Genomic DNA, 24653 nt, shown 5'->3' with positions numbered 1-24653 from the left:
CGAATCAGAAGAAAGTCCCGACGATCAGCTGCATATAGGTGCCGGTATCCCGCCCACCCAGCTGCGTCCCGCCATTGGCCGCGCCGCGCTCCGGCTTGTAGAACCCTACCAGCGGGCTGATCAGCAGGTGGTCGTTGACCATCCATTCCACATACAGGTCCAGCTCCCGCCCGCCCAGGTTGCCCTGGTCGGTGTCCAGCGTATCGAAGTCGAAGTACAGCGCGCCGACGGTCAGGTTGTCCCGTGGCTTGCCCTTCAGTGCCACGTGGTGCACCTGGCTGTTGCTGTTGAACGGCCCGGCATAGTTCGCCGCCACCTCACCCTGGAACCAGGTGCCATAGCCACGGCTCAGGCCATAGAACAGCGGGTCGAAGTCTTCGGAAAAGCGGCTGTAGCGGTAGGTGGCGGTGGGGGACCAGGGCAGTTCGGAAAAGGTCCAGTTGCCTTCCAGGTACCAGGCGTTCTCCCGCCCGCCGGTTTTGTCCTGGGTCACGTACTCGGCGGCCAGCTCCAGGTCTTTCACCCCCAGGCTGCCACGCCCGCGCAGGCTGGCGGTGTCCATGCCGTCGCGGTGTTCCAGGCCCATGATCTGCGCGTAGCGCTGGTCCACGTCGAGGCCGCGGATCCAGCTCAGGCCGACGGTGCCGGCGTCGGCGACGTGCTCCAGGTTGGCCACCGCCAGCGAGGTGTCGGCCTGGTAGTGGTTGTCGGACTTCAGCCACATCAGGTCGCTGCGCCAGCCTTGATTGCCACCAAGGCGCAGCACGGCGGTGCGGTCGAAGGCCTTGCGTGCGGCCAGGTAGTAGGCGCCGCCGCGGTCGAAGTTGGCGCCCAGGTCGACCTTGCCCAGGTTCACCGGGTCGCCCTGGATCAGGAAGCCGTCGCCCAGGGTCACCACCTGGCGGCCGCCGGAAATGTCCACGCCGTCTTCGCCCAGGGCCGGGAACAGGTTGGCCGAGCGCCAGCCCAGGTACAGGTCTTCGATGGCGGTGCGGCGCTCGTCACCCAGGGTCAGGCCGGCGGCATCGCCGTCGCCCCAGGTGGCGGAACTGAGCAGGTTGAAGGCGCCGTATAGCGCGCCGCTGTCGGCCAGGGCCTGGCTGCCGCTGAGGCCATACTTGACGTAGCCTTCCTGCCAAGCGGTGCTGCCGGGCTTGCGGTTGCCGGCCAGGTTGAAGCTTTCGTCGCTGTGGAAGGCGCCGAACAGGGCTTCGAGGTCGGCGTTGAGGGTGGTGCCGTCGTGGTTGTACAGCTCGTAGGCCTGGGTGATGGGGGCGGCGAACAGCAGGGCCAATGTGCAGGCGAGTTTGTGCCTCATGGTGTGCTCCATGTTTTTGTTGTTGTTTTCGGGTTGCCTGTGCCGGCGTCTTCGCAGCACAAGGCTGCTCCTACAAGGACCGCGCTACCTTTGTAGGAGCAGCCTTGTGCTGCGAAGAGGCCGGTACAGGAAAATGATCAGAGCTTGATCAACACCGATTTCAGCTCGGTGTAGTGCTCGATGGCAGCCGCCCCCATCTCACGGCCGACGCCGGACATCTTGTAGCCGCCAAACGGCAAGGCAGGGTCGAGGGCGCTGTGGCAGTTGACCCACACCGACCCCGACTTGATGCGTGGGATCATCCGGTGCACGGCGGCCAGGTCGTTGGACCAGATGCTCGCACCCAGGCCATAGGGGTTGTCGTTGGCCATGCCGATCACTTCGTCGATGTCATCGAACGGCATCGCCACCAGCACCGGCCCGAAGATCTCTTCCTGTACCAGGCGGTGGCGCTGGTCGACATCGACGATAACTGTCGGCTTGACGAAGTAGCCAGGCCCGAAGCCTTCGCCACCACAGGCGATGGTCGCGCCCAGCTCGCGGCCAAGCTCGATGTAGCCGGTGACGCGGTCCTGCTGCTTGGCCGAGATCAGCGGGCCCATCTGCACCGCAGGGTCCAGGCCGCTGCCCAGCTTCATGCCGTTGGCGATGCCGGCAATGTCGGCCACCACGTTGTCGAAGTGCTTGCGGTGCACGTACAGGCGGGACCCGGCGCAGCACACCTGGCCCTGGTTGAAGAAGATCGCCGTGGCGGCGCCGGCGGCGGCTTCCTGCAGGTTGGCGTCGGGCATGACGATGGTCGGCGACTTGCCGCCGAGTTCCAGGGTGACGCGGGTCATGTTGTCCATGGCTGCCTTGCCGATCAGCTTGCCGACCTCGGTGGAGCCGGTAAAGGTCAGCTTGTCCACGCCGGGGTGGCGGCTGAGTGCGGCGCCGGCGCTCAGGCCGGTGCCGGTGACCACGTTGAACACGCCCGCCGGGTAGCCGGCTTCGTCCACCAGTTCAGCCAGCTTGAGCACGCTCAGCGGTGTTTCGTCCGCGGGCTTGAGCACGACGGTGCAACCGGTAGCCAGGGCCGGGCCGAGCTTCCAGCAGGCCAGCAGCAACGGGAAGTTCCAGGCGACGATGGCGCCGACCACGCCCACTGCCTCGCGCCGCACGAAACCATGGAACTGGTCGTTGGGCATCAACGGCATCGAGGCTTCGACGGTGCTACCCTCGATCTTGGTGGCCCAGCCGGCCATGTAGCGCAGGAAGTCGATGGCCAGTTGCACGTCCATCACCTGGGCAACGGCGGCGCTCTTGCCGTTGTTCAGGCATTCCAGTTCGGCCAGCTGGCGGGCGTCGCGCTCCATCAGGTCGGCCAGGCGCCACAGCAGGTTCTGCCGTTCGCGTGGGCGCAGGCGGCTCCACGGCGAATCGTCGAAGGCCTGGCGAGCGGCGCGCACGGCGCGGTCGACATCTTCGGCCTCGGCGGCGGGCACTTCACCCAGTACCTCGCCAGTGGCCGGGTTGCGGAACGACAGGGTGCGACCGCTGGCGGCGTCCTGCCAGTCGGCGCCGATGCGCATCTTCAGCTTGCGTTCGAGAAAGGCGCGGGTGGCGGGCAGGATGGGCAGTTCGGAAAGCATGGGACGGTGCCTCTTGTCATTGGATGTGACAGGCATAGGCGCAATGGGCGTGCCAAGGTCGGTAGATGGCTGCAAACCGTTGAACGGGTTGGGTTTTGTCCTGTTGCAAGGTTGGGATTGCAGGGTTGCGCTGTTGCACATTGAGACGGTGTGAGACGGTGGTGAAACAGTGGCTGTTCCGGCCTCTTCGCGGGCACGCCCGCTCCCACCGGTACAGCGCTGGCCCCGGCGTGTGGGAGCGGGCAGGCCCCTGTCTCAGGATGAAACACCCTGTCGCGAAATGGCACGCTGCAATTGGCCATACCTGCTGCTGGCCAAGGCCGAAAAACCGGCTAACAGGTTGAAAGAAAACGCTTTTACAGCACCTGGCACAGTTCCTGTATCACAACCGTCACATGCACACCTGCTGTACCAAAGCGTGCGAAAACGATAAGAACAACAACCGTGGAGGTCTGACCTTGAAGACGACTCGACTCCGGCGGCATGCGGGCAAACTGGCGCTGGTCGCCGCCGCGCTGCTGAGCACCCAGGCCATGGCGGCCGAGCAGGGCCCGAGCCTGTTGCAGAACAAGTGCATGGGGTGCCATATCCCCGAAGGCAACGACACCTACAGCCGCATCAGCCACCAGCGCAAGACGCCGGAAGGCTGGCTGATGAGCATCGCCCGCATGCAGGTGATGCACGGCCTGCAGATAAGCGACGACGACCGCCGCACCCTGGTCAAGTACCTGGCCGACAAGCAGGGCCTGGCGCCCAGCGAAACCGATGGCGTGCGGTATGCCATGGAGCGCCGGCTGAACACTGTCGAGCAGTTCGACACCCAGCTCAGCGAAACCTGTGGCCGTTGCCACTCCGGTGCCCGTGTCGCCTTGCAGCGGCGCCCGGCCAAGGAGTGGGAGCACCTGGTCAACTTCCATCTCGGCCAGTGGCCGTCCCTCGAATACCAGGCCCAGGCGCGTGACCGCGACTGGCTGCCGATCGCCCTGCAACAAGTGGTGCCGGACCTGGCCAAGCGCTACCCGCTGGAAAGCGCGGCGTGGGCCGAATGGCAGAAAGCCAGGCCCAAGGCCGATGCGCTGCCGGGCCAGTGGGCATTCAGCGGCCACATGCTGGCCAAGGGCGATGTACGCGGGGTGATGAGCGTCACGCCTGACCAGGGTGACACCTTCAAGGTCGAGGTCAAGGGCGCTTATGCCGACGGCACGCCGTTCAATGGCAGCGGTTCGGCGATCCTCTACAACGGCTATGAATGGCGTGGCAACGTCAAGGTCGGCGACGCCAACCTGCGCCAGGTGTTCGCCGCGCTGGATGGCGAAATGAAGGGCCGCATGTTCGAGGCCGAGCACGACGAGCGTGGCCTGGACTTCACCGCAGTGAAGGAGGGCAAGGCGCGCCTGCTGGCGGTACAACCGGCATTCATCAAGGCCGGTGGCGAAAGCGAGATCACCCTGGTCGGCAGCGGCCTGGCCGGCAAACCGGACCTGGGCGCTGGCGTGGAAGTGACCGAGGTGCTGGAGCAGACCCCGACCCTGGTACGGGTGAAGGCCCGCGCCGCGGCCGATGCCAAGCCTGGCCAGCGCGAAGTCGCCGTAGGGGCGCTCAAGGGCGTCAACCTGGCGGTGTACGACAAAGTCGAGGAAGTGAAAGTGGTGCCGGCGTTCTCCATCGCCCGCATCGGCGAAAACGGTGCCTCGGTGCCCAAGGTGCAGGGCCGCTTCGAGGCCGAAGCCTGGGGCAAGGACGCCAATGGCCAGCCGCTGCGCATCGGCTACCTGCCGGCCAGCTGGAAGGTCGAGCCCTTCAACGAGCGTGCGGTCGAGGACGAAGACGTCAAGTTCGCCGGGAAGATGCAGGCCGATGGCGTGTTCGTGCCAGGCGGTGCCGGCCCCAACCCGGAGCGCAAGATGATGACCAACAACGCCGGCAACCTGAAGGTCATCGCCACCCTGGCCGACGGTGGCCAGACTGGCGAGGGGCACATGATCGTCACCGTACAGCGCTGGAACAACCCGCCGCTGCCGTAACGGCAGGGGGCTTACGGTTTTCCAACGGATCGATTATCGGGAGGTCGCCATGGGCGCGCTACTGAACCTGGTCGAACGCAACCTGCATGAAGTGCAGGTCGACGCCGACCGCATGCTGTTCCATATCCCCAGCAGTTCGCTGTTCACCGCCGACGCGGTGACCGGCGGCATCATCGACACCCTGCGCCAGCAAGGCTGCTCGGCCGAGGAGCTGATGCAGCGCCTTGGCCAGCGGTTTGCCGGCAGCGATATCCAGGACACCCTGCGCGAGCTGATCGCGCTGGAACTGGTCAGCGACGGCTCGCCGCTGACCCCGGAAATCGCCCTCAAGCAGGTCGAGCGCACGGCGCTGAACACCGTGGTGCTCAACGTCAACACCGGCTGCAACCTCAGCTGCACCTACTGCTACAAGGAAGACCTGGACAAACCGTCCGCGGGCAAGAAGATGAGTACCGCCACCGCCGAGGCTTCGGTGGAGATGCTGCTCAAGGAGTCGCCCGACGAGCAGCGCTACAGCGTGGTGTTCTTTGGTGGCGAGCCGCTGTCCAACCGGCCACTGATCGAGCACATGGTCGCCTACTGCGAGCGGCGCTTCGCCGAGGCGGGCAAGCAGGTGGAATTCATCATGACCACCAATGCCACCTTGCTCAACGAAGAGATCGTCGACTGGCTCAATGCCCATCGCTTCGGCCTGTCGATCAGCATCGACGGCCCCAAGACCGTGCACGACCGCAACCGCATCACCGTGGGCGGGCAGGGCACCTATGACGTGGTGCGGCGCAAGGTCGACATGCTGCTGTCGCGCTACCACAGCCGCCCGGTGGGCGCGCGGGTCACGCTGACCCGTGGCATCACCGATGTCGAGACCATCTGGAACCACCTGTTCAACGAACTGGGCTTCGCTGAAGTCGGCTTTGCCCCGGTCACCTCCGGCGACATGGCCAACTTCAACCTGACCGGCGAAGAGCTGGTGCAGGTGTTCGCCAACATGAAGGCGCTGGGCCGGCGCTACCTGGAGGCTGCGCTGGAGCACCGCAACATCGGTTTCTCCAACCTGCACCAGCTGATCACCGACATCCACGAGGGCCACAAGAAGGCCCTGCCGTGCGGCGCCGGGCTGAAGATGCTGGCCGTGGACCATGAGGGCGAGCTGAACCTGTGCCACCGCTTCACCGGCTCCAGCCTGCCGACCTTCGGCAATGTGCACCAGGGCGTGAAGCAGGCGCAGCTCAACGACTTCCTGTCGCAGCGCCTGGACCGCAGCAACACCGGCTGCGACAGCTGCCGCATCCGCAACCTGTGCTCCGGCGGCTGCTACCACGAAAGCTATGCCCGCTATGGCGACCCGCAGCACCCGACCTACCACTATTGCGAACTGATGCGCGACTGGGTCGACTTCGGCATCGAAGTCTACAGCCGCATCATGGCCGCCAACCCGGCCTTCATCGATCGCTACATCACCCCGCGGAAGGCGCACTGACATGAAGCACTTGAAGCCCCTGAACAACAAGGCGCGCATCCTCGAGCAGGCCGCCGCCGAAGATCGCGTCGAAGAAGTCATGGCCATGAGCGCAGTGGCGGGCTGCACCGCCACCACCGACCCGGGCTGGGAAGTGGACGCCTTTGGTGGCGTGAGCTCGCTGTGCCAGCCGATGGAGGCCGACCTGTATGGCTGCTCCGACCCTTGCTGGTGGCCGGCCCAGGTGCCGGACATGATGAGCACCTACCAGGACTGGAACGCCCAGGCGAGCAACTCGGCGGAAGACTGGCGCAACCTCGGCACCGTGTTCCCGAAAGACAAGTGACCGGCCCAACAAGAATGACAAGGGGAAACCGCATGAAAGCTGGACGCTGCGCGTCACTCGCGCTCACCATCGCCGCCACGGCCTGTGCCGGGCTGGTACAGGCCGCCGACACCGGGCCGGCGCTGAAGGCTGGCCACGAATACATGATCGTGACCAACTACCCGAACAACCTGCACGTGGTCGATGTGGCCAGTGACACGGTGTACAAGAGCTGCGTGATGCCCGACAAGTTCGGCCCCGGCACCGCGATGATGGCGCCGGACAACCGCACCGCCTACGTGCTCAACAACCACTACGGCGACATCTACGGCATCGACCTGGACACCTGCAAGAACACCTTCCACGCCAACCTGTCCAGTGTGCCGGGTGAGGTGGGCCGGTCGATGTACTCGTTCGCCATCAGCCCGGACGGCAAGGAAGTGTACGCCACGGTCAACCCGACCCAGCGCCTAAACGACCACTACGTGGTCAAGCCACCGCGGCTGGAGGTGTTCAGCACCGCCGATGGCCTGGAGGCCAAGCCGGTGCGCACCTTCCCGATGCCGCGCCAGGTGTACCTGATGCGTGCGGCGGACGATGGCAGCCTGTACGTCGCCGGGCCGGACATCTACAAGATGGACGTGAAGACCGGCAAGTACACGGTGGCCTTGCCGCTGCGCAACTGGAACCGCAAAGGCTACAGCGCCCCGGACGTGCTGTACTTCTGGCCGCACCAGAGCCCGCGCCACGAGTTTTCGATGCTGTACACCATTGCCAGGTTCAAGGATGACAAGCAGGACCCGGCGACCGCCGATCTGCTGTATGGCTACCTGAGCGTCGACCTGAAGACCGGCAAGACCCACACCCAGGAGTTTGCCGACCTGACCGAGCTGTACTTCACCGGGCTGCGTTCGCCGAAAGACCCGAACCAGATCTACGGCGTGCTCAACCGCCTGGCCAAGTACGACCTCAAACAGCGCAAGCTGATCAAGGCGGCAAATCTGGACCACACTTACTACTGCGTGGCCTTCGACAAGAAAGGCGACAAGTTGTACCTGGGCGGCACCTTCAACGACCTGGCGGTGTTCAACCCGGATACGCTGGAGAAAGTGAAGAACATCAAGTTGCCGGGTGGGGACATGTCCACCACCACGCCGCAGGTGTTCATCCGTTAGCTCCAGGATGGCTTCACTGGCCTCTTCGCAGCACAAGGCTGCTCCTACAGGCTACTGCACTCCAATGTAGGAGCAGCCTTGTGCTGCGAAGAGGCCCGCTCAATCAACACAAGAACAACAAGAGACCGCCCATGCCCCAGCCAAGCTACTCCCAGGGCAACCAGGACAAACCCCTGCTTACCCAGTGCATCGGCGATGCCTTCGACACCACCGTCGCCCGCTTCCCCGACCGTGACGCCCTGGTCGTCCGCCACCAGGCCCTGCGCTACACCTGGCAGCAGCTGGCCGACGCCGTCGACCAGCACGCCCGTGCGCTGATGGCCCTGGGCGTGCAGCCCGGTGACCGCCTCGGCATCTGGGCACCCAACTGCGCAGAGTGGTGTATCACCCAGTTCGCCAGCGCCAAGGTGGGCGCGATCCTGGTCAACATCAACCCGGCCTACCGCTCCAGCGAACTGGACTACGCCCTCGGCCAGTCCGGCTGCCGCTGGGTGGTCTGCGCCGACGCGTTCAAGACATCCGACTATCACGCCATGTTGCTGGGCCTGGTTCCGGGCCTGGCCAGCAGCCAGCCGGGCGCCCTGATCTGCGAACGCTTCCCCGAACTGCGCGGTGTGGTCAGCCTGGCCGTCGCGCCACCGGCGGGCTTTCTCGCCTGGCACGACCTGCAGGCCCGTGCCGCGGCCGTCAGCCGCGAAGCCCTTGCCGAGCGCCAGGCACAGCTGCGCTGTGACGACCCGATCAATATCCAGTACACCTCGGGCACCACCGGTTTCCCGAAAGGCGCCACCCTCAGCCACAGCAACATCCTCAACAACGGCTACATGGTCGGTGAAAGCCTGGGCCTGACCGAGCATGACCGGCTGGTGGTGCCGGTGCCGCTGTACCACTGCTTCGGCATGGTCATGGCCAACCTCGGCTGCATGACCCACGGCAGCACCCTGATCTACCCCAACGACGCCTTCGACCCATTGGCCACCCTGCGTGCGGTGGCGGAAGAAAAGGCCACTGCGTTGTATGGTGTGCCGACCATGTTCATCGCCGAACTGGACCACCCCCAGCGCGGCGAGTTCGACCTGTCGAGCCTGCGCACCGGGATCATGGCCGGCGCCACCTGCCCGATCGAAGTGATGCGCCGGGTTATCGGCGAGATGCACATGGCCGAGGTGCAGATTGCCTACGGCATGACCGAGACCAGCCCGGTGTCGCTGCAGACCGGCGCCAGCGACGACCTGGAACGCCGCGTGACCAGCGTCGGGCGCACCCAGCCGCGGCTGGAGAACAAGGTGATCGATGCCGATGGCAACACGCTGCTGCGTGGTGAGATCGGCGAGCTGTGCACGCGGGGTTACAGCGTGATGCTGGGCTACTGGAACAACCCCAAGGCCACGGCCGAAAGCATCGATGAGGACGGCTGGATGCACACCGGCGACCTGGCGGTGATGGACGAGCAGGGCTATGTGCGTATTGTCGGGCGCAGCAAGGACATGATCATTCGCGGCGGCGAGAACATCTACCCGCGCGAGCTGGAGGAGTTCTTCTTCACCCACCCGGCGGTGGCCGATGTGCAGGTGATTGGTGTGCCGTGCAGCAAGTACGGTGAAGAGATCGTGGCCTGGGTGCGGCTGCACCCGGGGCATACGGCCAGCGCGGAGGAACTGTGCGATTGGGCGAAGGCGCGGATCGCGCACTTCAAGGTGCCGCGGTACTTCCGCTTTGTCGATGAGTTCCCGATGACGGTGACCGGCAAGGTGCAGAAGTTCCGCATGCGCGAGATCAGTGTCGAGGAGCTGTCTGCCGGGTGAGGTGTCGCTTGTACCGGCCTCTTTGCGGGTAAACCCGCTCCCACAGGTACTGCACAGGCCTCAAGGGCAGTGGAGAACCTGTGGGGAGCATCTACTGCCTGTACTGGCCTCTTCGCGGGTAAACCCGCTCCCACAGGTATTGCACAGGCCTCAAGGGCAGCAGATGACCTCAGCCTTGCAACAACTCCGGGCTGTTGAAGTTGCTCAACCTGCGATCATCGTCGGCACATTCCAGCCCCTGCACCGCTTCACGCAGCAAGGCCTTCTGCAAACTCCGCTCTCCCGCCGCCCAGGCCTGTTCCAGCACCGGCAACACCCGGCGTGGCAGCACGCTGAACATCGGCTGCCAGTACCCACCCTGGCGCACCATGGCCGCACTGTCACTGGTCACTGCCAGGTGCAGCAGGTCCTCGATCAACCCCCGGTCAACCAGCGGTGCATCACAGGCCAGCAGCACCACCCATTCATGCCGCGCCACCTTGAGCCCGGCAATCACCCCCGCCAACGGCCCGGGGTAGTCCGCCTCGGCATCGCCCACCAACTGGTCGGCATACGCCTGGTAGGCCTGCTGGTTACGGTTGCAGGAAATCACCAGGTCATCGCTGAGCGGCCGTACCACGCGCTGCACATGCGCCACCAGCGGTTCGCCCTGCCAGTCGACCAGGCCCTTGTCGCGCCCGCCCATGCGCTGGCCGCGGCCACCGGCGAGAATGAGGATGGAGCAGGGGGGCAGGGCATCAGGCATGAAAAAGGGTTCCGGGCAGTCAATGCCGGGAACCCTCCCATTTCACGCGGGGCTTGTCCAGTCAGCTGTCGCTGGTCACGGCCTGCGTGTCGGCATTACCCGCCTGGCGTCGCCCGGCAAGGCGCATCACCACCACGAAGAACACCGGCACGAACACCACGGCCAGGGTGGCGCTGAGCATGCCGCCGATCACCCCGGTACCGATCGCCTTCTGGCTGGCCGAGCTGGCGCCGCTGGCAATGGCCAGCGGCACCACGCCGAGGATGAACGCCAGCGAGGTCATCACGATCGGCCGCAGGCGCAGGCGCGCGGCCTGCACGGCGGCGTCAGCGGCATCGACGCCCTGGTCGACCAGGCTCTTGGCGAACTCGATGATCAGGATGGCGTTCTTCGCCGACAGGCCGATCAACGTGATCAGGCCGACCTTGAAGAACACGTCGTTGGGCATGCCGCGCAGGGTCACCGCCAGCACCGCACCGAGCACGCCCAGCGGTACTACCAGCAGTACTGCGGTGGGGATCGACCAACTTTCGTACAGCGCTGCCAGGCACAGGAACACCACCAGCAACGACAGCGCCATCAGCATCGGTGCCTGGCTGCCGGACAGCCGCTCCTGCAGCGACAGGCCAGTCCATTCCAGGCCGGCACCGGCCGGCAGCTGGGCCACCAGGCGCTCGATTTCGGCCATGGCTTCGCCCGAACTGTAGCCGGCTGCCGGTTCGCCGGAAATCGACACCGCCGGGTAGCCGTTGTAGCGGGTCAGCTGCACCGGGCCGCTGACCCACCTGGCCTGGACGAAGGCGCCCAGTGGCACCATCTTGCCGCTGTCGTTGCGCACGTGGATCTTCAGCAGGTCTTCGACCTGGCTGCGCTGGTCGCCTTCGGCCTGCACCACCACCCGCTGCATGCGGCCCTGGTTGGGGAAGTCGTTGACGTAGCTGGAACCCACGGCCACGTCCAGCACCGAACCGATATCGGCAAACGATACGCCCAGGGCGTTGGCCTGGCGGCGGTCGATTTCCAGTTGTACCTGCGGGCTTTCCGCCAGCGAGGCTTCGCGCACGTTGGTCAGCACCTTGCTTTTGCCGGCATTTGCCAGCAGCTCGTCGCGGGCGGCCATCAGCTCGGCGTGGCCCATGCCGCCGCGGTCCTGCAGGCGGAACTCGAAGCCGGTCGACTCGCCAAGGCCGTCGATTGGCGGTGGCAGCACGGAATAGGCCACGGCGTCCTTGAGCTGGGTAAAGGCCATGGTCGCGCGGTCGGCGATCGACTGGGCGCTGTCGTCAGCACCGCGCTCGGACCAGTCCTTGAGCGTGGTGAAGGCCAGTGCCGCGTTCTGCCCGCTGCCCGAGAAGCTGAAACCCAGGATCAAGGTGGTGTTACCCACGCCGGGCTCTTCGGCGTTGTGCGCCTCGATCTGTGCCGCCACCTGTTCGGTGCGCATGCGGCTGGCGCCTGGCGGCAGCTGGATATCGGTGATGGTGTAGCCCTGGTCTTCGGTGGGCAGGAACGCCGTGGGCAGTTGGCTGAAGCCATAGCCCAGCACTGCCAGCAACAGCGCGTATACCAGCAGGTAGCGGCCGCTGCGCTTGAGCGCCTGCACCACCCAGCGCTGGTAACCGTTGCTCATGCCCTCGAAGCGCCGGTTGAACCAGCCGAAGAAGCCCTTGCGTTCGTGGTGCTCGCCCTTGGCCACCGGCTTGAGCAGGGTGGCACACAGCGCCGGGGTCAGGCTGAGGGCGAGAAACGCCGAGAACAGGATCGACACTGCCATCGACAGCGAGAACTGCTGGTAGATCACCCCCACCGAGCCTTGCATGAAGGCCATGGGCAGGAACACTGCCACCAGCACCAGGGTAATGCCGACGATCGCGCCGCTGATCTGGCCCATGGCCTTGCGCGTGGCCTCCTTGGGCGGCAGGCCTTCTTCGGCCATGATCCGCTCGACGTTCTCCACCACCACGATGGCATCGTCGACCAGGATGCCGATGGCCAGCACCATGCCGAACAGGGTCAGCACGTTGACCGAGAAGCCCATGGCCAGCATTACGGCGAAGGTGCCCATCAGGGCCACCGGCACCACCAGGGTCGGGATCAGGGTGTAGCGCAGGTTCTGCAGGAACAGGAACATCACCGCGAACACCAGCAGCATGGCTTCGAACAGGGTGTTGATGACCTGCTCGATCGACACCTTGACGAATGGCGAGGTGTCGTAGGGGATGTCGTACTTGACGCCTTCCGGGAAGTAGCGCGCCAGGTCCTGCATCTTCGCCCGCACCAGGGTGGCGGTTTCCATGGCGTTGGCGCCCGGCGACAGCTGCACGCTGAAGGCGGTGGCCGGCTTGCCGTTCAGGCGCGTGCCGTACTGGTATTCCTGGGCACCGATCTCGACCCGGGCGACATCGCCGATGGTCACCGTGGAACCGTCCGGGTTGGCACGCAGGACAATCCCGGCGAACTCCTCGGGGGTGCTCAGCTGGCCCTTGACCACCACGTTGGCGGTGATTTCCTGGGTGCCACGGGTGGGCAGGTCACCAATGCTGCCGGGGGCCACCTGGGCGTTCTGCGCGGCGATGGCCTCGGCCACGTCGTTGGGCGTGAGGTTGAAGCCGATCAGCTTGCGCGGGTCGATCCAGATGCGCATGGCGCGTTCCGAACCGTACAGCTGGGCCTTGCCGACGCCCTTGAGGCGGCGGATTTCGTCCATCACGTTGCGCGCAAGGATATCCGACAGGGCGGTTTCGTCGAGCTTGCCATCTTCGGAGGTGAGGGTGGCTAGCAGCAGGAAACCGGTGGAGACCTTTTCCACCTGCAGGCCTTGCTGGGTTACCGGGCGCGGCAGGCGCGACTCGACCACCTTCAGGCGGTTCTGCACGTCGACCTGGGCCAGGTCCGGGTTGGTGCCCGGGGCGAAGGTGGCGGTGATGGTGGCGCTGCCCAGGCTGCTCTGCGACTCGAAGTACAGCAGGTTGTCGGCGCCGTTGAGTTCCTGCTCGATCAGGCTGACCACGCTCTCGTCCATGGTCGCCGCCGAAGCGCCCGGATACACGGCGTAGATTTCCACCTGCGGCGGGGCCACGTTGGGGTACTGGGCCACCGGCAGTTGTGGGATGGCCAGGGCACCGGCCAGCAGGATGAACAAGGCGACCACCCAGGCGAATACCGGGCGGTCGATGAAGAATTGCGGCATGAATCAGGCCCTCACTGGCCAGTGTGCTGTGCGATGGGCGATGCCCCTGATGCGTTGTCGACCTGCACCTGGTCACCGGCCTTGACGTGTTGCAGGCCTTCCACCACCACCCGCTCGCCGGGGGCCAGGCCTTCGCTGACGATCCAGCGGTCGCCCTGGGCGCTGCCCAGTACTACCTGGCGGTCGCTGACCCGGGCCTGCGGGTCGACCACCAGCACCTTGGGCACGCCAGCGCTGTCGCGCAGGATGGCGCGCTGCGGCACGCTCAGGCCCCTGGGCTGCACGGCCTGTTCCAGGCGCACGCGCACGTAGCTGCCGGGCAGCAGGTCGAGGTCCGGGTTGGGGAACTCGCTGCGCAGGGTGATCTGGTTGGTGCTGGGGTCGACGCTGATGTCGGAGAACAGCAGTTTGCCCGGCAACGGGTAGGTGCTGCCATCGTCCTGGATCAGCGTGGCCCGGGCCTGGCCGTCGCCCACCTGCTGCAGCTCGCCGGCACGCATGGCGCGGCGCAGGGCGTTGAGCTCGCGGGTCGACTGGGAGACATCGGCGTGGATCGGGTCCAGCTGCTGGATGGTCGCCAGGGGCGTGGTCTCGTTCTGCCCGACCAGCGCACCTTCGGTGACCTGGGCGCGGCCGATACGGCCGGAAATCGGCGCGGTCACGGTGGCGTAGCCGAGGTTGAGGCGGGCGCGTTCCAGGGCGGCCCTGGCCTCGGCCACTGCGGCATCGGCCTGCAGGTAGCTGGCCTTGGCGTTGTCGTATTCCTGGCGGCTGACGGCCTTGTCGTCGACCAGTTCGCGGTAGCGCTGCTCCTGCAGACGTGCCTGGTACAGGGTGGCCTCGGCCTTGGCCAGGGTGGCGCGGGCGCTGTCGTGGTCGGCCTTGAACGGCGCCGGGTCGATCAGGAACAGCACATCGCCCTGCTTGACGTCGCTGCCTTCGCGGTACACCCGCTTGAGCACAACGCCCGCGACACGTGCTCGCACTTCGGCGGTGCGCGGCGCGAGGATACGGCCGCTGAGCTCACTGCTGATGGCCAGTGGCTGCAGTTGCAGGGTTTCCACCCGCACTTGCGGGGTGGGGGCCTGTTCTTCCTGTTCGGCGCTGTCGTCGCAGCCGGCCAGGGACAGGCTCAGGAACGCCAGAAGCGCCAACGGGCGCAAGCGTGGGGGGAGGGTAGTAGACATACGGATCTTCCGATGATGACCGCCGGTATGCTACGGCAGGCGTTCCTTGCGTGGCTGTTAATACCTGTAGGACGAGTGTGAAAAAGTGTGAAGAACAATCCTCTCGACCTGTAGGGTTCTATATTCTGCGTGTACCTGTACCGGCCTCTTCGCGGGTAAACCCGCTCCCACAGGGACCGCACAGCATCTGGAACCTGTGCAGTCCCTGTGGGAGCGGGTTTACCCGCGAAGAGGCCGGCAAGGCCTACCACAACCCAGACTTCCAAGCACCTATGCCGAATATTTTCCTGGTCGAAGACGACAGCGCCCTGTCCGAACTGATCGCCAGCTACCTGCAACGCAACGACTTCCATGTCCAGGTGATCGCCCGTGGCGATCATGTGCTTGACGAGTACCGCCGGCGAAAGCCCGACCTGGTCATCCTCGACCTGATGCTGCCGGGCATCGACGGCCTGCAGCTGTGCCGCCTGCTGCGCCAGGAGTCGCAGGGCCTGCCGATCCTGATGCTGACCGCCCGCGACGACAGCCACGACCAGGTTCTGGGCCTGGAAATGGGCGCCGACGACTACGTGACCAAACCCTGCGAACCGCGCGTACTGCTGGCCCGCGTGCGTACCCTGCTGCGTCGCAGCAGCGTCAACGAGCCGCGCCTGGACAACGACCTGATCCTGATCGGTGGCCTGCGCATCGACCTGGCCGAGCGCACTGTGAGCTGGCGCGGCGAAGAGGTGGAGCTGTCCAGCGGCGAGTACAACCTGCTGGTGGTACTGGCGCGCAATGCCGGCGAAGTGCTGAACCGCGACCGCATCCTGCAGCAACTGCGGGGTATCGAGTTCAACGGCACCGACCGCTCGGTGGATGTGGCCATCTCCAAGCTGCGGCGCAAGTTCGACGATAACGCCGGCGAAGCGCGCAAGATCAAGACTGTGTGGGGCAAGGGCTACCTGTTCAGCCGTGTCGAGTGGGAGTGTTGACCGCCCATGCTGAAGATTCTGGTGCGGCTGTACCTGGTGATCATCGTTGCCTATGCCGGTGCGCTGTTGTTCATCCCCGACAGCATCGTCGGCCTGTTCCAGGACCGCTTCATGGCCTACAACCTGGACCAGGCCAAGGGCGTGCAGTCGCTGATCGTGCGCCAGTTCCGCCAGGCCCCGCGCGAGCAGTGGCCGGCGGTGGAGCAAGAGCTGGCCAGTGATTTCGCACCGCTGGAACTGCAACTGCTGCGCATGGACCAGGCTGACCTGAGCGAGGACGAGCAGGCGCGCCTGGAGCACGGCCTGTACGCCGTGCGCATCGCCGAATGGGGCTACTACGAGACGGTGCTGGCGCCGCTGGACAAGGAATGGCTGGTGCGCCTGCACTCACCGCCAGACCCGCTGGATATCAACGTGCTGTCGTGGGGCGTGACCGTCCTGATCGGTGCAGCGATGCTCGGTTGCCTGTTGCTGTGGGTATGGCCGCACTGGCGCGACCTGGAGCGCCTCAAGGAGACCGCCCGGCGCCTGGGCCAGGGGCAGATGGCCGAGCGTACGCACATCTCGCCGCACTCCAACATCGGTGAACTGGCCGGGGTGTTCGACACCATGGCCAGTGACCTGGAACGCCACGTGAACCAGCAGCGCGAGCTGCTCAATGCGGTGTCGCACGAGTTGCGCACGCCGTTGACCCGGCTGGACTTCGGCCTGGTGCTACTGTTCGACGAAGTGCCGCCGGCCAGCCGCAAGCGCCTGCTGGAGCTGGTGGGGCATGTGCGTGAGCTGGATGAGCTGGTACTGGAGCTGTTGTCCTACAGCCGGCTGTACAACGCCGACCAGGCCCGCGAGCGGGTCGAGGTGTCGTTGCTGGAGCTGGTCGACAGCGTGCTCGGCGGCTTTGCCGAGGAACTCGATGGCCGGGGTATCCAGTGGGAGGTGCGGGCCGAGGGAGATTTGCCGCGTTTTGTGCTGGACCCACGGCTGACGGCACGGGCGGTGCAGAACCTGGTGCGCAATGCCATGCGTTACTGCGACGAGAGCCTGTTGCTGCGCTTGCGCCTGGAAGACGATGGTGCCTGCCTGGTGACGGTGGAGGATGACGGGATCGGTATTCCGGTGGAGGAGCGCGAGCGGATTTTCCAGCCGTTCTACCGCCTGGACCGTAGCCGTGACCGCAATACCGGCGGGTTTGGCCTGGGCTTGGCGATCAGCCGGCGGGCGATCGAGGGGCAGGGTGGCACCTTGACCGTGGCGCAGTCGGCGCTGGGTGGCGCGCAGTTCCGGATTCGCTTGCCTGCCGGGTGATGGGCTGCCTGTGCCGGCCCTTTCGCGGGTGAACCCGCTCCTACAAGGGCCGTACAGATTTCACACACTGTGGAGCACCTGTGGGAGCGGGTTTACCCGCGAAAGGGCCGGGCCTGCTAATCACTTTCTGCCAGCCGGGCAGACCACAGCACAAACCGGTCCTTGCCACTGTGCTTGGCCTCGTACAGCGCCTGGTCGGCGCGCACCAGCGCCGTGGTCAGGCTGTCGCCCTGGTCCACCCGGGCCAGGCCAATGCTGATGGTTACCGGGTGTTCGCCAACATCTTCACGTACTCGTTGGCACAGCGCCGCCACTCGTTGCTCGGCGCCTTGCTGGTCCAGCCCCTGGAAAAAGATCGCGAATTCTTCACCACCCAGTCGGGCAAACTCGTAACCGGCCATGCTCGCCTTGATATGCAGGGCCACGCGCTTGAGTACTTCATCGCCCACGTCATGGCCAAAACGGTCATTCACCCGTTTGAAGTTGTCGATGTCGATCATCGCCAGGTACTGCTCGGCCGTGGCCAGGCGCAGCTGGCGGTCGGCCTGGGCCATGAACGAACGGCGGTTGGGGATTTCGGTCAGGGCATCGACATAGGCCTGGTCCAGCAGCACCTTGGACAGGTAGAAGTTGTGCAGCTTGGCCTTGCGCATCTGCAGGTAGCTGTAGATGACCAGGCCGCTGAGGAACACCGCGTAGCTGAACAGCATGGCGCCTTCGAGTGCGTCCGCTTCGATACGGGTGTGGTAGAACGGGTTGAGCACCACCCAGGTGATGGCCATGGCGCAGAAGAACGACCAGCGCCGCACCGGTAGCACCGAAACGGCATACAGCACGGTGGACACCCCGAGCACCAGCCATACCGGGCGCTGGGCCACCGGGATGCCTTCGATCACCAGGCGCATGCCCAGGGTGATGGCGGCGATGAACAGCAGGTTGAGTACATCGAAGTGATGGCTGCGACGGGTGAACCGCAGCACCACGGTGAGGCTGCCGAGCAGGGTGATGAACAGATAGGACAGCCAGGTGAAACCCTGGCCGCCGAGGAAGCTGACGATCAGGTCGAACACCAGCCAGATCAGGATGCTGACGCAGAATACCAACAGGCAGAACGGGCGCATGACCTCGAATTCGTGCTGGCGGAATTCGGCGCGCAGGGCGGCGGGGGCGACCTGTTTGCGAACGTGGGCTTCGATGGTCTTGAACATGCGGGCTCCTGTGAGTACTGCTATGCCAGGCCCGGCCCTTTCGCGGGTAAACCCGCTCCCACAGGTCTTCCACAGCGCTGGAAATCTGTGCGGTCCCTGTGGGAGCGGGTTTACCCGCGAAGAGGCCAGGCCTGAAGACTCAATTGGTGGGCAGAACACCCCGGGCCCATGGCCGGTAACGCAGGTCGAACACCGCCTCGGCATGGCACCCGCCGCCCAGCTTCGGCTGGGCAGGCTCAGCCCGAAACGCCTGTCCAGGCGCGCTCACCTGGCGGAACGCCTCGCGCACTACGCCAACCCGGCACGGCAAGGCCTGCTCGTAGCCTTGGCGCACCAACGCGGGCAAGCGCCCGGTCCCGGCGCCATCCTGCCACCACACAGTCAAGCCCAACCCGGCCAGTTGATCCAGCCATGCGGCATTGACCCGCGGTGAGAGTTTGCCGGCGCTGAAAGCGCTGATGTGCAAAGGCTTGTCCAGTTGCCGGTTGAAGGCCTGCAACTGGCTGTACAGGGCATCCCGGCGCTCGGCCTCGCGAAAGTGATGGTCGTCCAGCTCCATGGGCAGGTACCAGCCGTCCACCGGCAACTGCCACGCCTGGCGCAGTTGCTGGTACTGGCTGAGCGAGCGCCCCAGCTGCGCCTTCCAGTAACTGTTCAGGCCTTCACCGTCCAGCTCGTCGATGCGCTGGTAATAGGCCGGGTCCATGTACAGCCCCAGCACCAGTTGCAGGCCCTGGGCACGCGCGCTGCGCAGACTGTCGGCCAGCCACCCCCGGGCACCGCCGAAATCGCTGTCGCCATAGGCGCTCCACTGCACGATCAGGGTTTTGCCGCCCTGGGCCACGGTGGCGTGCCACAGTTGCTGCCATTGGGCGGGGGTGACATTGGCGTCGCGGTTCAGGGGTTGGTAGAACAGGCGCTGGTCGGCGCTGGCTGGCAGGCACAGGGCAAGCAGGCAGAGGGCCAGGAACGTACGCATCAGAAGGTCATCTCCGCACCGACCAGCACGCCATTGGCGCGCTCGTATAGATTGCCGCCCAGCGATTGCTGGTACTCGGCACGCACTTTCAGCGAACCGCGGTAGGCGTTGTAGCGGTCATCATCGAACCACCACTGCCAGCGCACGCCCACCCCGGCCCGGGCGTCCTGGCGCCAGTCGTTGCTCGGGTCCTGGCTGGAAAACTCGAAAAAACCATAGGGCATGATGGTTTGCGGCGAGCTGCCCGGCAGCTTCCAGGCGTGGCCTTGCTGGTAGCGCGACAGCCAGGCGTGGTCGCCGGCACGGGTCCACCAGGCGGCGTCGAGGTAGAGGAAGCGTTCGTTCCAGTCGTCTTCATCGACCCGCCAGTCGTTGCGCCAGTCGCCCTGGTCGAGGAAAGAAGCGGTGGCCCGCAACAGCAGGTCGTTGCTCGATTCGGCGTGGTGACGCAGGTCGCCCCAGTTGCCGCCGACCTTGGCGGGGCTAAGCAGTTGGCCCAGGCTCAGCCCGCGGTAGTGTTCCTCGTCGATCTGACGCTGGTGGTACAGCTCGGCATACAGGTTGAGGTTGGCCTGGCCGAATGGTTTGTAACGCAGGCCGACACCGGTACCCATGCTTTGCGCGTAGTCGGTGCGGCTTTGCCCACCGAACAGCACGCGGCCATACACAGACAGGGTGCTGCCGTTGCGGCTGGGCTCTTCGCCCAAGGCGTGGTCCCACATGGCCAGTTGCACGTTCTGCGATTGCGCGCGGCGCGAAGTGCCGCTGCGCTGGCCATTGTCGAGGAACTTGTCGTTGGTCGAGGTGCCGGCCGGCGACCAGGTGCTGGCCAGGGTGATGGTGTCGCGCCGCGACAGGCTTTCGTGGGCGCGGCGCTGGCGGTACTTGCGGGCTTCCAGGCTGCCGTATTCGTCGTCGCCGTCGACCAGGTCCTGCTCCACATCGAGGATGCGGCGCAGTTCGCGGTGCGCCGAAGCGCTGTCTTCGGCTTCGTCATAGCGCAAGGCCAGCGTCTCGCCAAGGCGGTAGTCCTCGGGGAAGTCGTGGGTGGCGCGTTCCAGGTAGGAAATCGACTGGCGGCGCTGGGCCTTGTCCGTCGAGCCGGCCAGGCGCATGCCGTAGTCGGCGCGGTAGCGTGGCTGGTCGGGAGCCAGGCGCACGGCTTCTGCCAGCCAGGCGCTGCTCTGGGCACTGTCGCCAGCCAGTTGCGCGGTGCTGGAGGCCGCGTAGTAGTGGTCGGCCCGCGGGTTGTGTGCCAGGGCCTGGCGCTGGAAGCCCAGCGCCGCCTGGTAATCGCCTTGGCGGTGGGCGATGGCGGCACCCAGGGCCCAATCGTCGGCGCTATGGTGTGCGGCGGCGTCCCAATAGCGCCGGGCCGCTTGTGCGTCGCCGGCGTTCAACGCGCCGCGAGCGGCAGTGAGGCGGGCGTTGTCGGTCCAGGCGCTGTCGGGCTGGGTGCGCCAGATGGGCAGGGCCGCTTCGGAGTCGCCAGCGGCTTCCAGGGCATAGGCCAGGGGCAGGCGGCTCTCGCTGTCGCCCAGGCGCTCGGCGGCCTGGTAGTAGACCACCGCTTCGCCTGGCTGGTCGGGCATGGCGCAGCGGCCCAGGGCGCGGTACTGGCCAGGTTCGCTCGGGGTGGCCGGTACTGCCTGGCGCACGGCGTCGCACTGGCCAGCCTCGGCAAGGCGGCCGAGCAACTGGGCCCGGGTAGTGGCGTCGACCCGAGGGACTAGGCCGAGCATGCGGCGGGCGTCCAGCGGGCCGTCGTTACGCGCATACAGGTTGCCAAGGCGCTGCAGCAGCGACGGTGCAAGGCGGCCCTGGTGGCGGTCGTAGGCCTGCTCCAGCAATTGCCGGGCGTGTTCATCATGGCCTTGCTGCATCAGCAGGAAGGTGGTTTGCTCCAGTGCGGCCATATCGCCGCTCTGTCGATAGCGTTGCTCCCACTCGGCGGCGGTGCGTGGTTGCGGGGGCTGGGGCGGGTCGCCGTACAGGCGTTGCTTGAGCACGGCGTAGGCCTTGGGGTCAGTGCTGGCTGTGCAGCCCTTGAACTGCTCGCGCGCCAACTGCGGGTCGCGGCGCGACAGCCAGTCGACGGTTTCCAGGCAGGGGCGTTGCAGTTCGTTGCTCAGGCGCTGCACCAGCGGCGCCTCGTCGCCTGCGCGGGCCAGCTCCCACAGTTGCTGGCGCTGCTCGGGCTGGTTCAACTGCTCGGCGGGCAGTGCCTGCAGCCAATGCCGGGCCTGCTGGTTCTGGCCGACGGCGATGGCGCGGTTGGCCATGGCCAGGCGGGCCTGGTTGGCTGCTTCGGGGGAAGGGGCGCTGGGCAGCAGCGCGTTCAACCCTTTTTCATCCACTTGCTGGATGTAGGCATTGGCCAGGCGCTGCCAGTCTTGCGCAGGTAACTGGCCTTGGTCGGCCAGCGGCTGCAGCTGTTCGATGGTTTCCTTCCAGTTGCGTAGTTGCTCGGCGAAGTTGGCCCGGGCCAGGCGCAGCACTTGGCCGTCCCCCTGAGGCGGCAGATGGTTGAGCCAGTCCAGCGCCTTGGCGGCACCACCAAATTTGGCCAGGCTCAGGCTATAGGCCTGCCACAGGCGCACCCGGTGGGTGCCGTCGCTGTTGGCCAGCCATTGTTCCACCTGGCTGGCCGGCGGCGGGTCTTGTTCGATCCAGGTCAGGCGCAGTTCAAGCAGGGCGTTGGCGTATTCAGGGCTGTCGCCCAACTGTTCGGCGAGGGCTTCGGCCTCCTTGTAGCGGCGCTGGTGAGCCAGGGCCTCCACCAGCAGCGCACGGGCTTCGTCGTTGTTCGGCACCCGGCCTAGCACGTGGCGGGTCAGGCGTTCGACCTCGGGCCAGTTGTCCTTCTTCGCTTCGCGGTAGCTGCGCTCCATGAACGGGTAGCTGGTGAACCGCTGAAAGTCGGTCATCGGCGCCGAAGCGGCGCAGGGCAGTGCGGCGGAACACAGCAACAAGCCAGTGAAGGTGAGGGAAAAGCGCGGCTTCATGCCACCTCCCGGGTCAGGTCAAAGGCGGCCTGCTGTTCGCTGGCCTGTTCGATCAGGGCCTGCTGCAGCACCTGCTCGGTGATGATGCCGCGGGCGATCAGGTGCTCGCCGAGGCTCTGGTGTTCCGGGTCGAAGTCGATCAGCGCCTGGTTGAACAAAGTGACCGGGACCATGCCGCGCACCTGCAGCAGGGCGCCGAGCATTACTTGGTGATGGCTGACCTGTTCCAGCAGCACTTCGTCGTCCTGGTGGCGCTCGAGAATGGCCAGCATGTCGCGGGTTTCCGCCTTCTGCCAGGGGCTTGGGTAGTGGTAGCGCAGGCCCAGGGTCACCCGGCCCTGGGGCGCCAGGCGGGCGCTGACCGGGCGCTTCAGGTGGCGGCTGATTACCCCTAGCGACACCTGGCTCACCGGGCTTTCGCTGGCCAGCACCAGCGTGTCGCCGTCTTCGGCCACGGGCAGCACGCCGTAGTGCGTAGCCAGCTTGCGTGGCAGTTTGGCGATCAGCTGCGGGTCGAGCTTGAACGGGTTCAGCGGCGCCCAGGGCAGGTCCATCTGCTCGGCCAGGGTGGCGACCAGCTGTTCGCTGTTCAGCCAGCCGCGCAGCAGCAGCTCGCGGCCCAGGCGCCGGCGTACCGGGCTGGTGATCGCCTGTTGCAGCTGTTCGTCGCTGATCAGGCCCTTGGCCACCAGGCGCTGACCCAGCGGCGTGCGGGCGGGGGCAGCGATGGCGGGGAATTCGTGGGTGGTCTTGTCCCAGGCCACGCGCCGCGAGTCACCCATTTCCATCACCTGGCGCAGGGCACGCAGGTTGGCGAAGAAGTTGACGAAGTTGCTCCACATCATCCGCGGTGCCGACAGCAGCCCTTCGCCGATGCCATAGAAGCGGGTGACGAACCAGGCGCGCTGGAACAGGCGGTTGAACAGCATCAGCCCGTTCAGCCACAGCAAGGTGGTCAGCAGCCAGCTGTCGCTGAGGATCGACATGAAGCGCCACGACTCTGGCGCAATCACCGTGACCAGCCACATGGCCAGCAACACCAGCAGCAACAGGTTGACCAGGAAACTCAGCAGGTAGGCGAACAGGCCGCGGCGGTCGCGCCAGAGGAAGTAGTTGAGCGCGCCCCTTGCGACTCCAGCCGAGGTTGCTGGTGCCCTGGAACACGATGCCGACGATCCACCGCGACTTTTGCCGGATGGCATGCTGCCAGTCGCGCGGAAAGTGCTCGCGCACGCAGATCACCTGGGAAAATTCGCGGCTCATGCCCGGGCGCCATTCCTGCTTCAGGGTCAGCGCCGGGTCGGTGATGGAGTAGCGGGCGAAAATGCACTTCATGCCCTTCTGCTTCAGGCGGAAGCCAATGTCGTAGTCTTCGGTGAGGCTCTGTACGTCGAAGGCGATGCCGTCGCCGTCCTCGAGCAGCGCGCTGATGGCGCGGCGGCTGAAGCAGGTGCCGACCCCGGCGCTGGGCACCTGGCCGGTCAGGGCCTCGCGCACGATCACGTCCTTGCCGTGGTTTTCGGCGAACTCATCGACATAGTGGCCGGCGGTGAAGCCTTTCCATTCCGGTGCGTAGGGGTAGACCGGGATCTGGATCATGTCCTTGTTCGGCAGCAGGTAGTTGAACAGGCGCAGCTCCATGGGCGAGATCACGTCTTCGGCGTCGTGCAGGATGAAACCGGCAAACTCGATGCCGGCGTCCTGCTGGAAGCGCAGCAGCGCGTCGATGATGTTGTTCAGGCAGTCGGCCTTGCTGGTGGGGCCGGGGCGGGCGCAGACCACCTTGTGCACGTTGGGGTAGTGCAGGCACACGGCGTCGACATCGGCCTGGGTTTGCGGGTCGTTGGGGTAGGTGCCGACGAAGATCTGGTAGTTCTCGTAGTCGATGGTCGAGGCAGCCAGGCGCGCCATCTCGCCCACCACGCCCACTTCGTTCCAGGCCGGGACCATGATGGCCAGCGGTTTCTCCGGTACCTCGAACAGGCGTTTTTCGTCGGCTTTCTCGTACTTGTCGTAGATGCGAAAGCGCCGGATCAGCTTGCGGCCCCAGTAACACAGGTCGATGAACAGATCATCCAGACCCAGCAGGAACATCAGCGAGGCCAGGATGATCGCGAGGATCTTCAGGCCGAACAGCACGTAGGTGAGGAAGTCGATGAATACCAGGCTCATTTGCCGGTCACCGACAGGAAGGGGTGGGCCATCGTCTTTATCCTCGTTCGATTCCCTGGACGAAGTTGTACGACTTGCTGCCGTTTGTACTGGATAGATACAAGCAGCCGAACGCGGGGTTGTCCAAATTTCAGGCTTTTTCTTGTGGGCC

15 protein-coding genes and 1 pseudogene are annotated in these 24653 nt (G+C 65.6%); 7 read left to right on the top strand and 9 right to left on the bottom strand.

What is annotated here, in order from left to right:
* Positions 1–4: 4 nt before the first annotated feature.
* Entirely contained in the window at positions 5–1318 is a 1314-nt protein-coding gene (locus tag E5221_RS15515; protein ID WP_247845924.1) for an alginate export family protein, read from the bottom strand.
* 137 nt (positions 1319–1455) lie between these two features.
* Positions 1456–2949 (bottom strand): aldehyde dehydrogenase family protein, encoded by a 1494-nt coding sequence (locus E5221_RS15510; RefSeq protein ID WP_061552594.1) that lies wholly within the window; start codon positions 2947–2949, stop codon positions 1456–1458.
* A gap of 458 nt (positions 2950–3407) precedes the next feature.
* Between E5221_RS15510 and peaA the strand changes: the two genes are divergently transcribed.
* From peaA to E5221_RS15485, 5 genes are all read left to right on the top strand, one after another.
* Positions 3408–4973, top strand: a complete 1566-nt coding sequence (gene peaA / locus E5221_RS15505; RefSeq protein ID WP_047934355.1) for a quinohemoprotein amine dehydrogenase subunit alpha — start codon at positions 3408–3410, stop codon at positions 4971–4973.
* 49 nt (positions 4974–5022) lie between these two features.
* The gene (gene peaB / locus E5221_RS15500) at positions 5023–6453 is read left to right on the top strand and encodes a quinohemoprotein amine dehydrogenase maturation protein (protein ID WP_015270568.1); all 1431 of its coding nucleotides are present in this window, start codon (positions 5023–5025) and stop codon (positions 6451–6453) included.
* A gap of 1 nt (position 6454) precedes the next feature.
* Positions 6455–6778 (top strand): quinohemoprotein amine dehydrogenase subunit gamma, encoded by a 324-nt coding sequence (gene qhpC / locus E5221_RS15495; protein ID WP_004375838.1) that lies wholly within the window; start codon positions 6455–6457, stop codon positions 6776–6778.
* Positions 6779–6810: 32 nt separating this feature from the next.
* The gene (gene peaD / locus E5221_RS15490; RefSeq protein WP_015270567.1) at positions 6811–7932 is read left to right on the top strand and encodes a quinohemoprotein amine dehydrogenase subunit beta; all 1122 of its coding nucleotides are present in this window, start codon (positions 6811–6813) and stop codon (positions 7930–7932) included.
* 131 nt (positions 7933–8063) lie between these two features.
* A complete protein-coding gene (locus E5221_RS15485) occupies positions 8064–9737 on the top strand; it encodes a fatty acid CoA ligase family protein (RefSeq protein WP_247845923.1) in 1674 nt (557 codons plus the stop codon).
* Between the two features lie 169 nt (positions 9738–9906).
* On the opposite strand, the gene mobA is transcribed toward E5221_RS15485, so the two are convergent.
* From mobA to E5221_RS15470, 3 genes are all read right to left on the bottom strand, one after another.
* On the bottom strand, positions 9907–10482 hold the full coding sequence (gene mobA / locus E5221_RS15480; RefSeq protein ID WP_039614687.1) for a molybdenum cofactor guanylyltransferase MobA: 576 nt from the start codon (positions 10480–10482) through the stop codon (positions 9907–9909).
* 61 nt (positions 10483–10543) lie between these two features.
* Positions 10544–13672 (bottom strand): efflux RND transporter permease subunit, encoded by a 3129-nt coding sequence (locus tag E5221_RS15475; protein ID WP_015270564.1) that lies wholly within the window; start codon positions 13670–13672, stop codon positions 10544–10546.
* 11 nt (positions 13673–13683) lie between these two features.
* Positions 13684–14859, bottom strand: a complete 1176-nt coding sequence (locus E5221_RS15470; protein WP_247845922.1) for an efflux RND transporter periplasmic adaptor subunit — start codon at positions 14857–14859, stop codon at positions 13684–13686.
* 272 nt (positions 14860–15131) lie between these two features.
* Between E5221_RS15470 and E5221_RS15465 the strand changes: the two genes are divergently transcribed.
* A complete protein-coding gene (locus E5221_RS15465) occupies positions 15132–15833 on the top strand; it encodes a response regulator transcription factor (protein WP_061552588.1) in 702 nt (233 codons plus the stop codon).
* Positions 15834–15839: 6 nt separating this feature from the next.
* Complete coding sequence (locus tag E5221_RS15460; RefSeq protein WP_061304558.1) at positions 15840–17138, top strand: ATP-binding protein; 1299 nt, start codon at positions 15840–15842, stop codon at positions 17136–17138.
* A gap of 116 nt (positions 17139–17254) precedes the next feature.
* Here E5221_RS15460 and E5221_RS15455 read toward each other — a convergent pair whose 3' ends face one another.
* From E5221_RS15455 to nrfB, 4 genes and pseudogenes are all read right to left on the bottom strand, one after another.
* Entirely contained in the window at positions 17255–18346 is a 1092-nt protein-coding gene (locus E5221_RS15455; RefSeq protein WP_247845921.1) for a GGDEF domain-containing protein, read from the bottom strand.
* A 139-nt stretch (positions 18347–18485) separates the two neighbouring features.
* Positions 18486–19325: a DUF4434 family protein gene (locus E5221_RS15450; RefSeq protein ID WP_182329580.1), complete on the bottom strand. Its 840-nt coding sequence runs from the start codon at positions 19323–19325 to the stop codon at positions 18486–18488.
* Complete coding sequence (locus E5221_RS15445; protein ID WP_247845920.1) at positions 19325–22330, bottom strand: phage receptor; 3006 nt, start codon at positions 22328–22330, stop codon at positions 19325–19327. The genes E5221_RS15450 and E5221_RS15445 overlap by 1 nt, the downstream gene beginning before the upstream one ends.
* Positions 22327–24502: pseudogene (nrfB, locus tag E5221_RS15440) on the bottom strand (cyclic di-3',5'-guanylate-activated glycosyltransferase NrfB). Before nrfB ends, E5221_RS15445 begins: the two are co-directional and overlap by 4 nt.
* Positions 24503–24653 lie beyond the last annotated feature (151 nt).

Source organism: Pseudomonas sp. A2 (assembly GCF_023100865.1).
GTDB classification, from domain to species: Bacteria; Pseudomonadota; Gammaproteobacteria; order Pseudomonadales; family Pseudomonadaceae; genus Aquipseudomonas; species Aquipseudomonas asiatica.
This window is presented reverse-complemented; position numbering and strand designations above follow the sequence as displayed.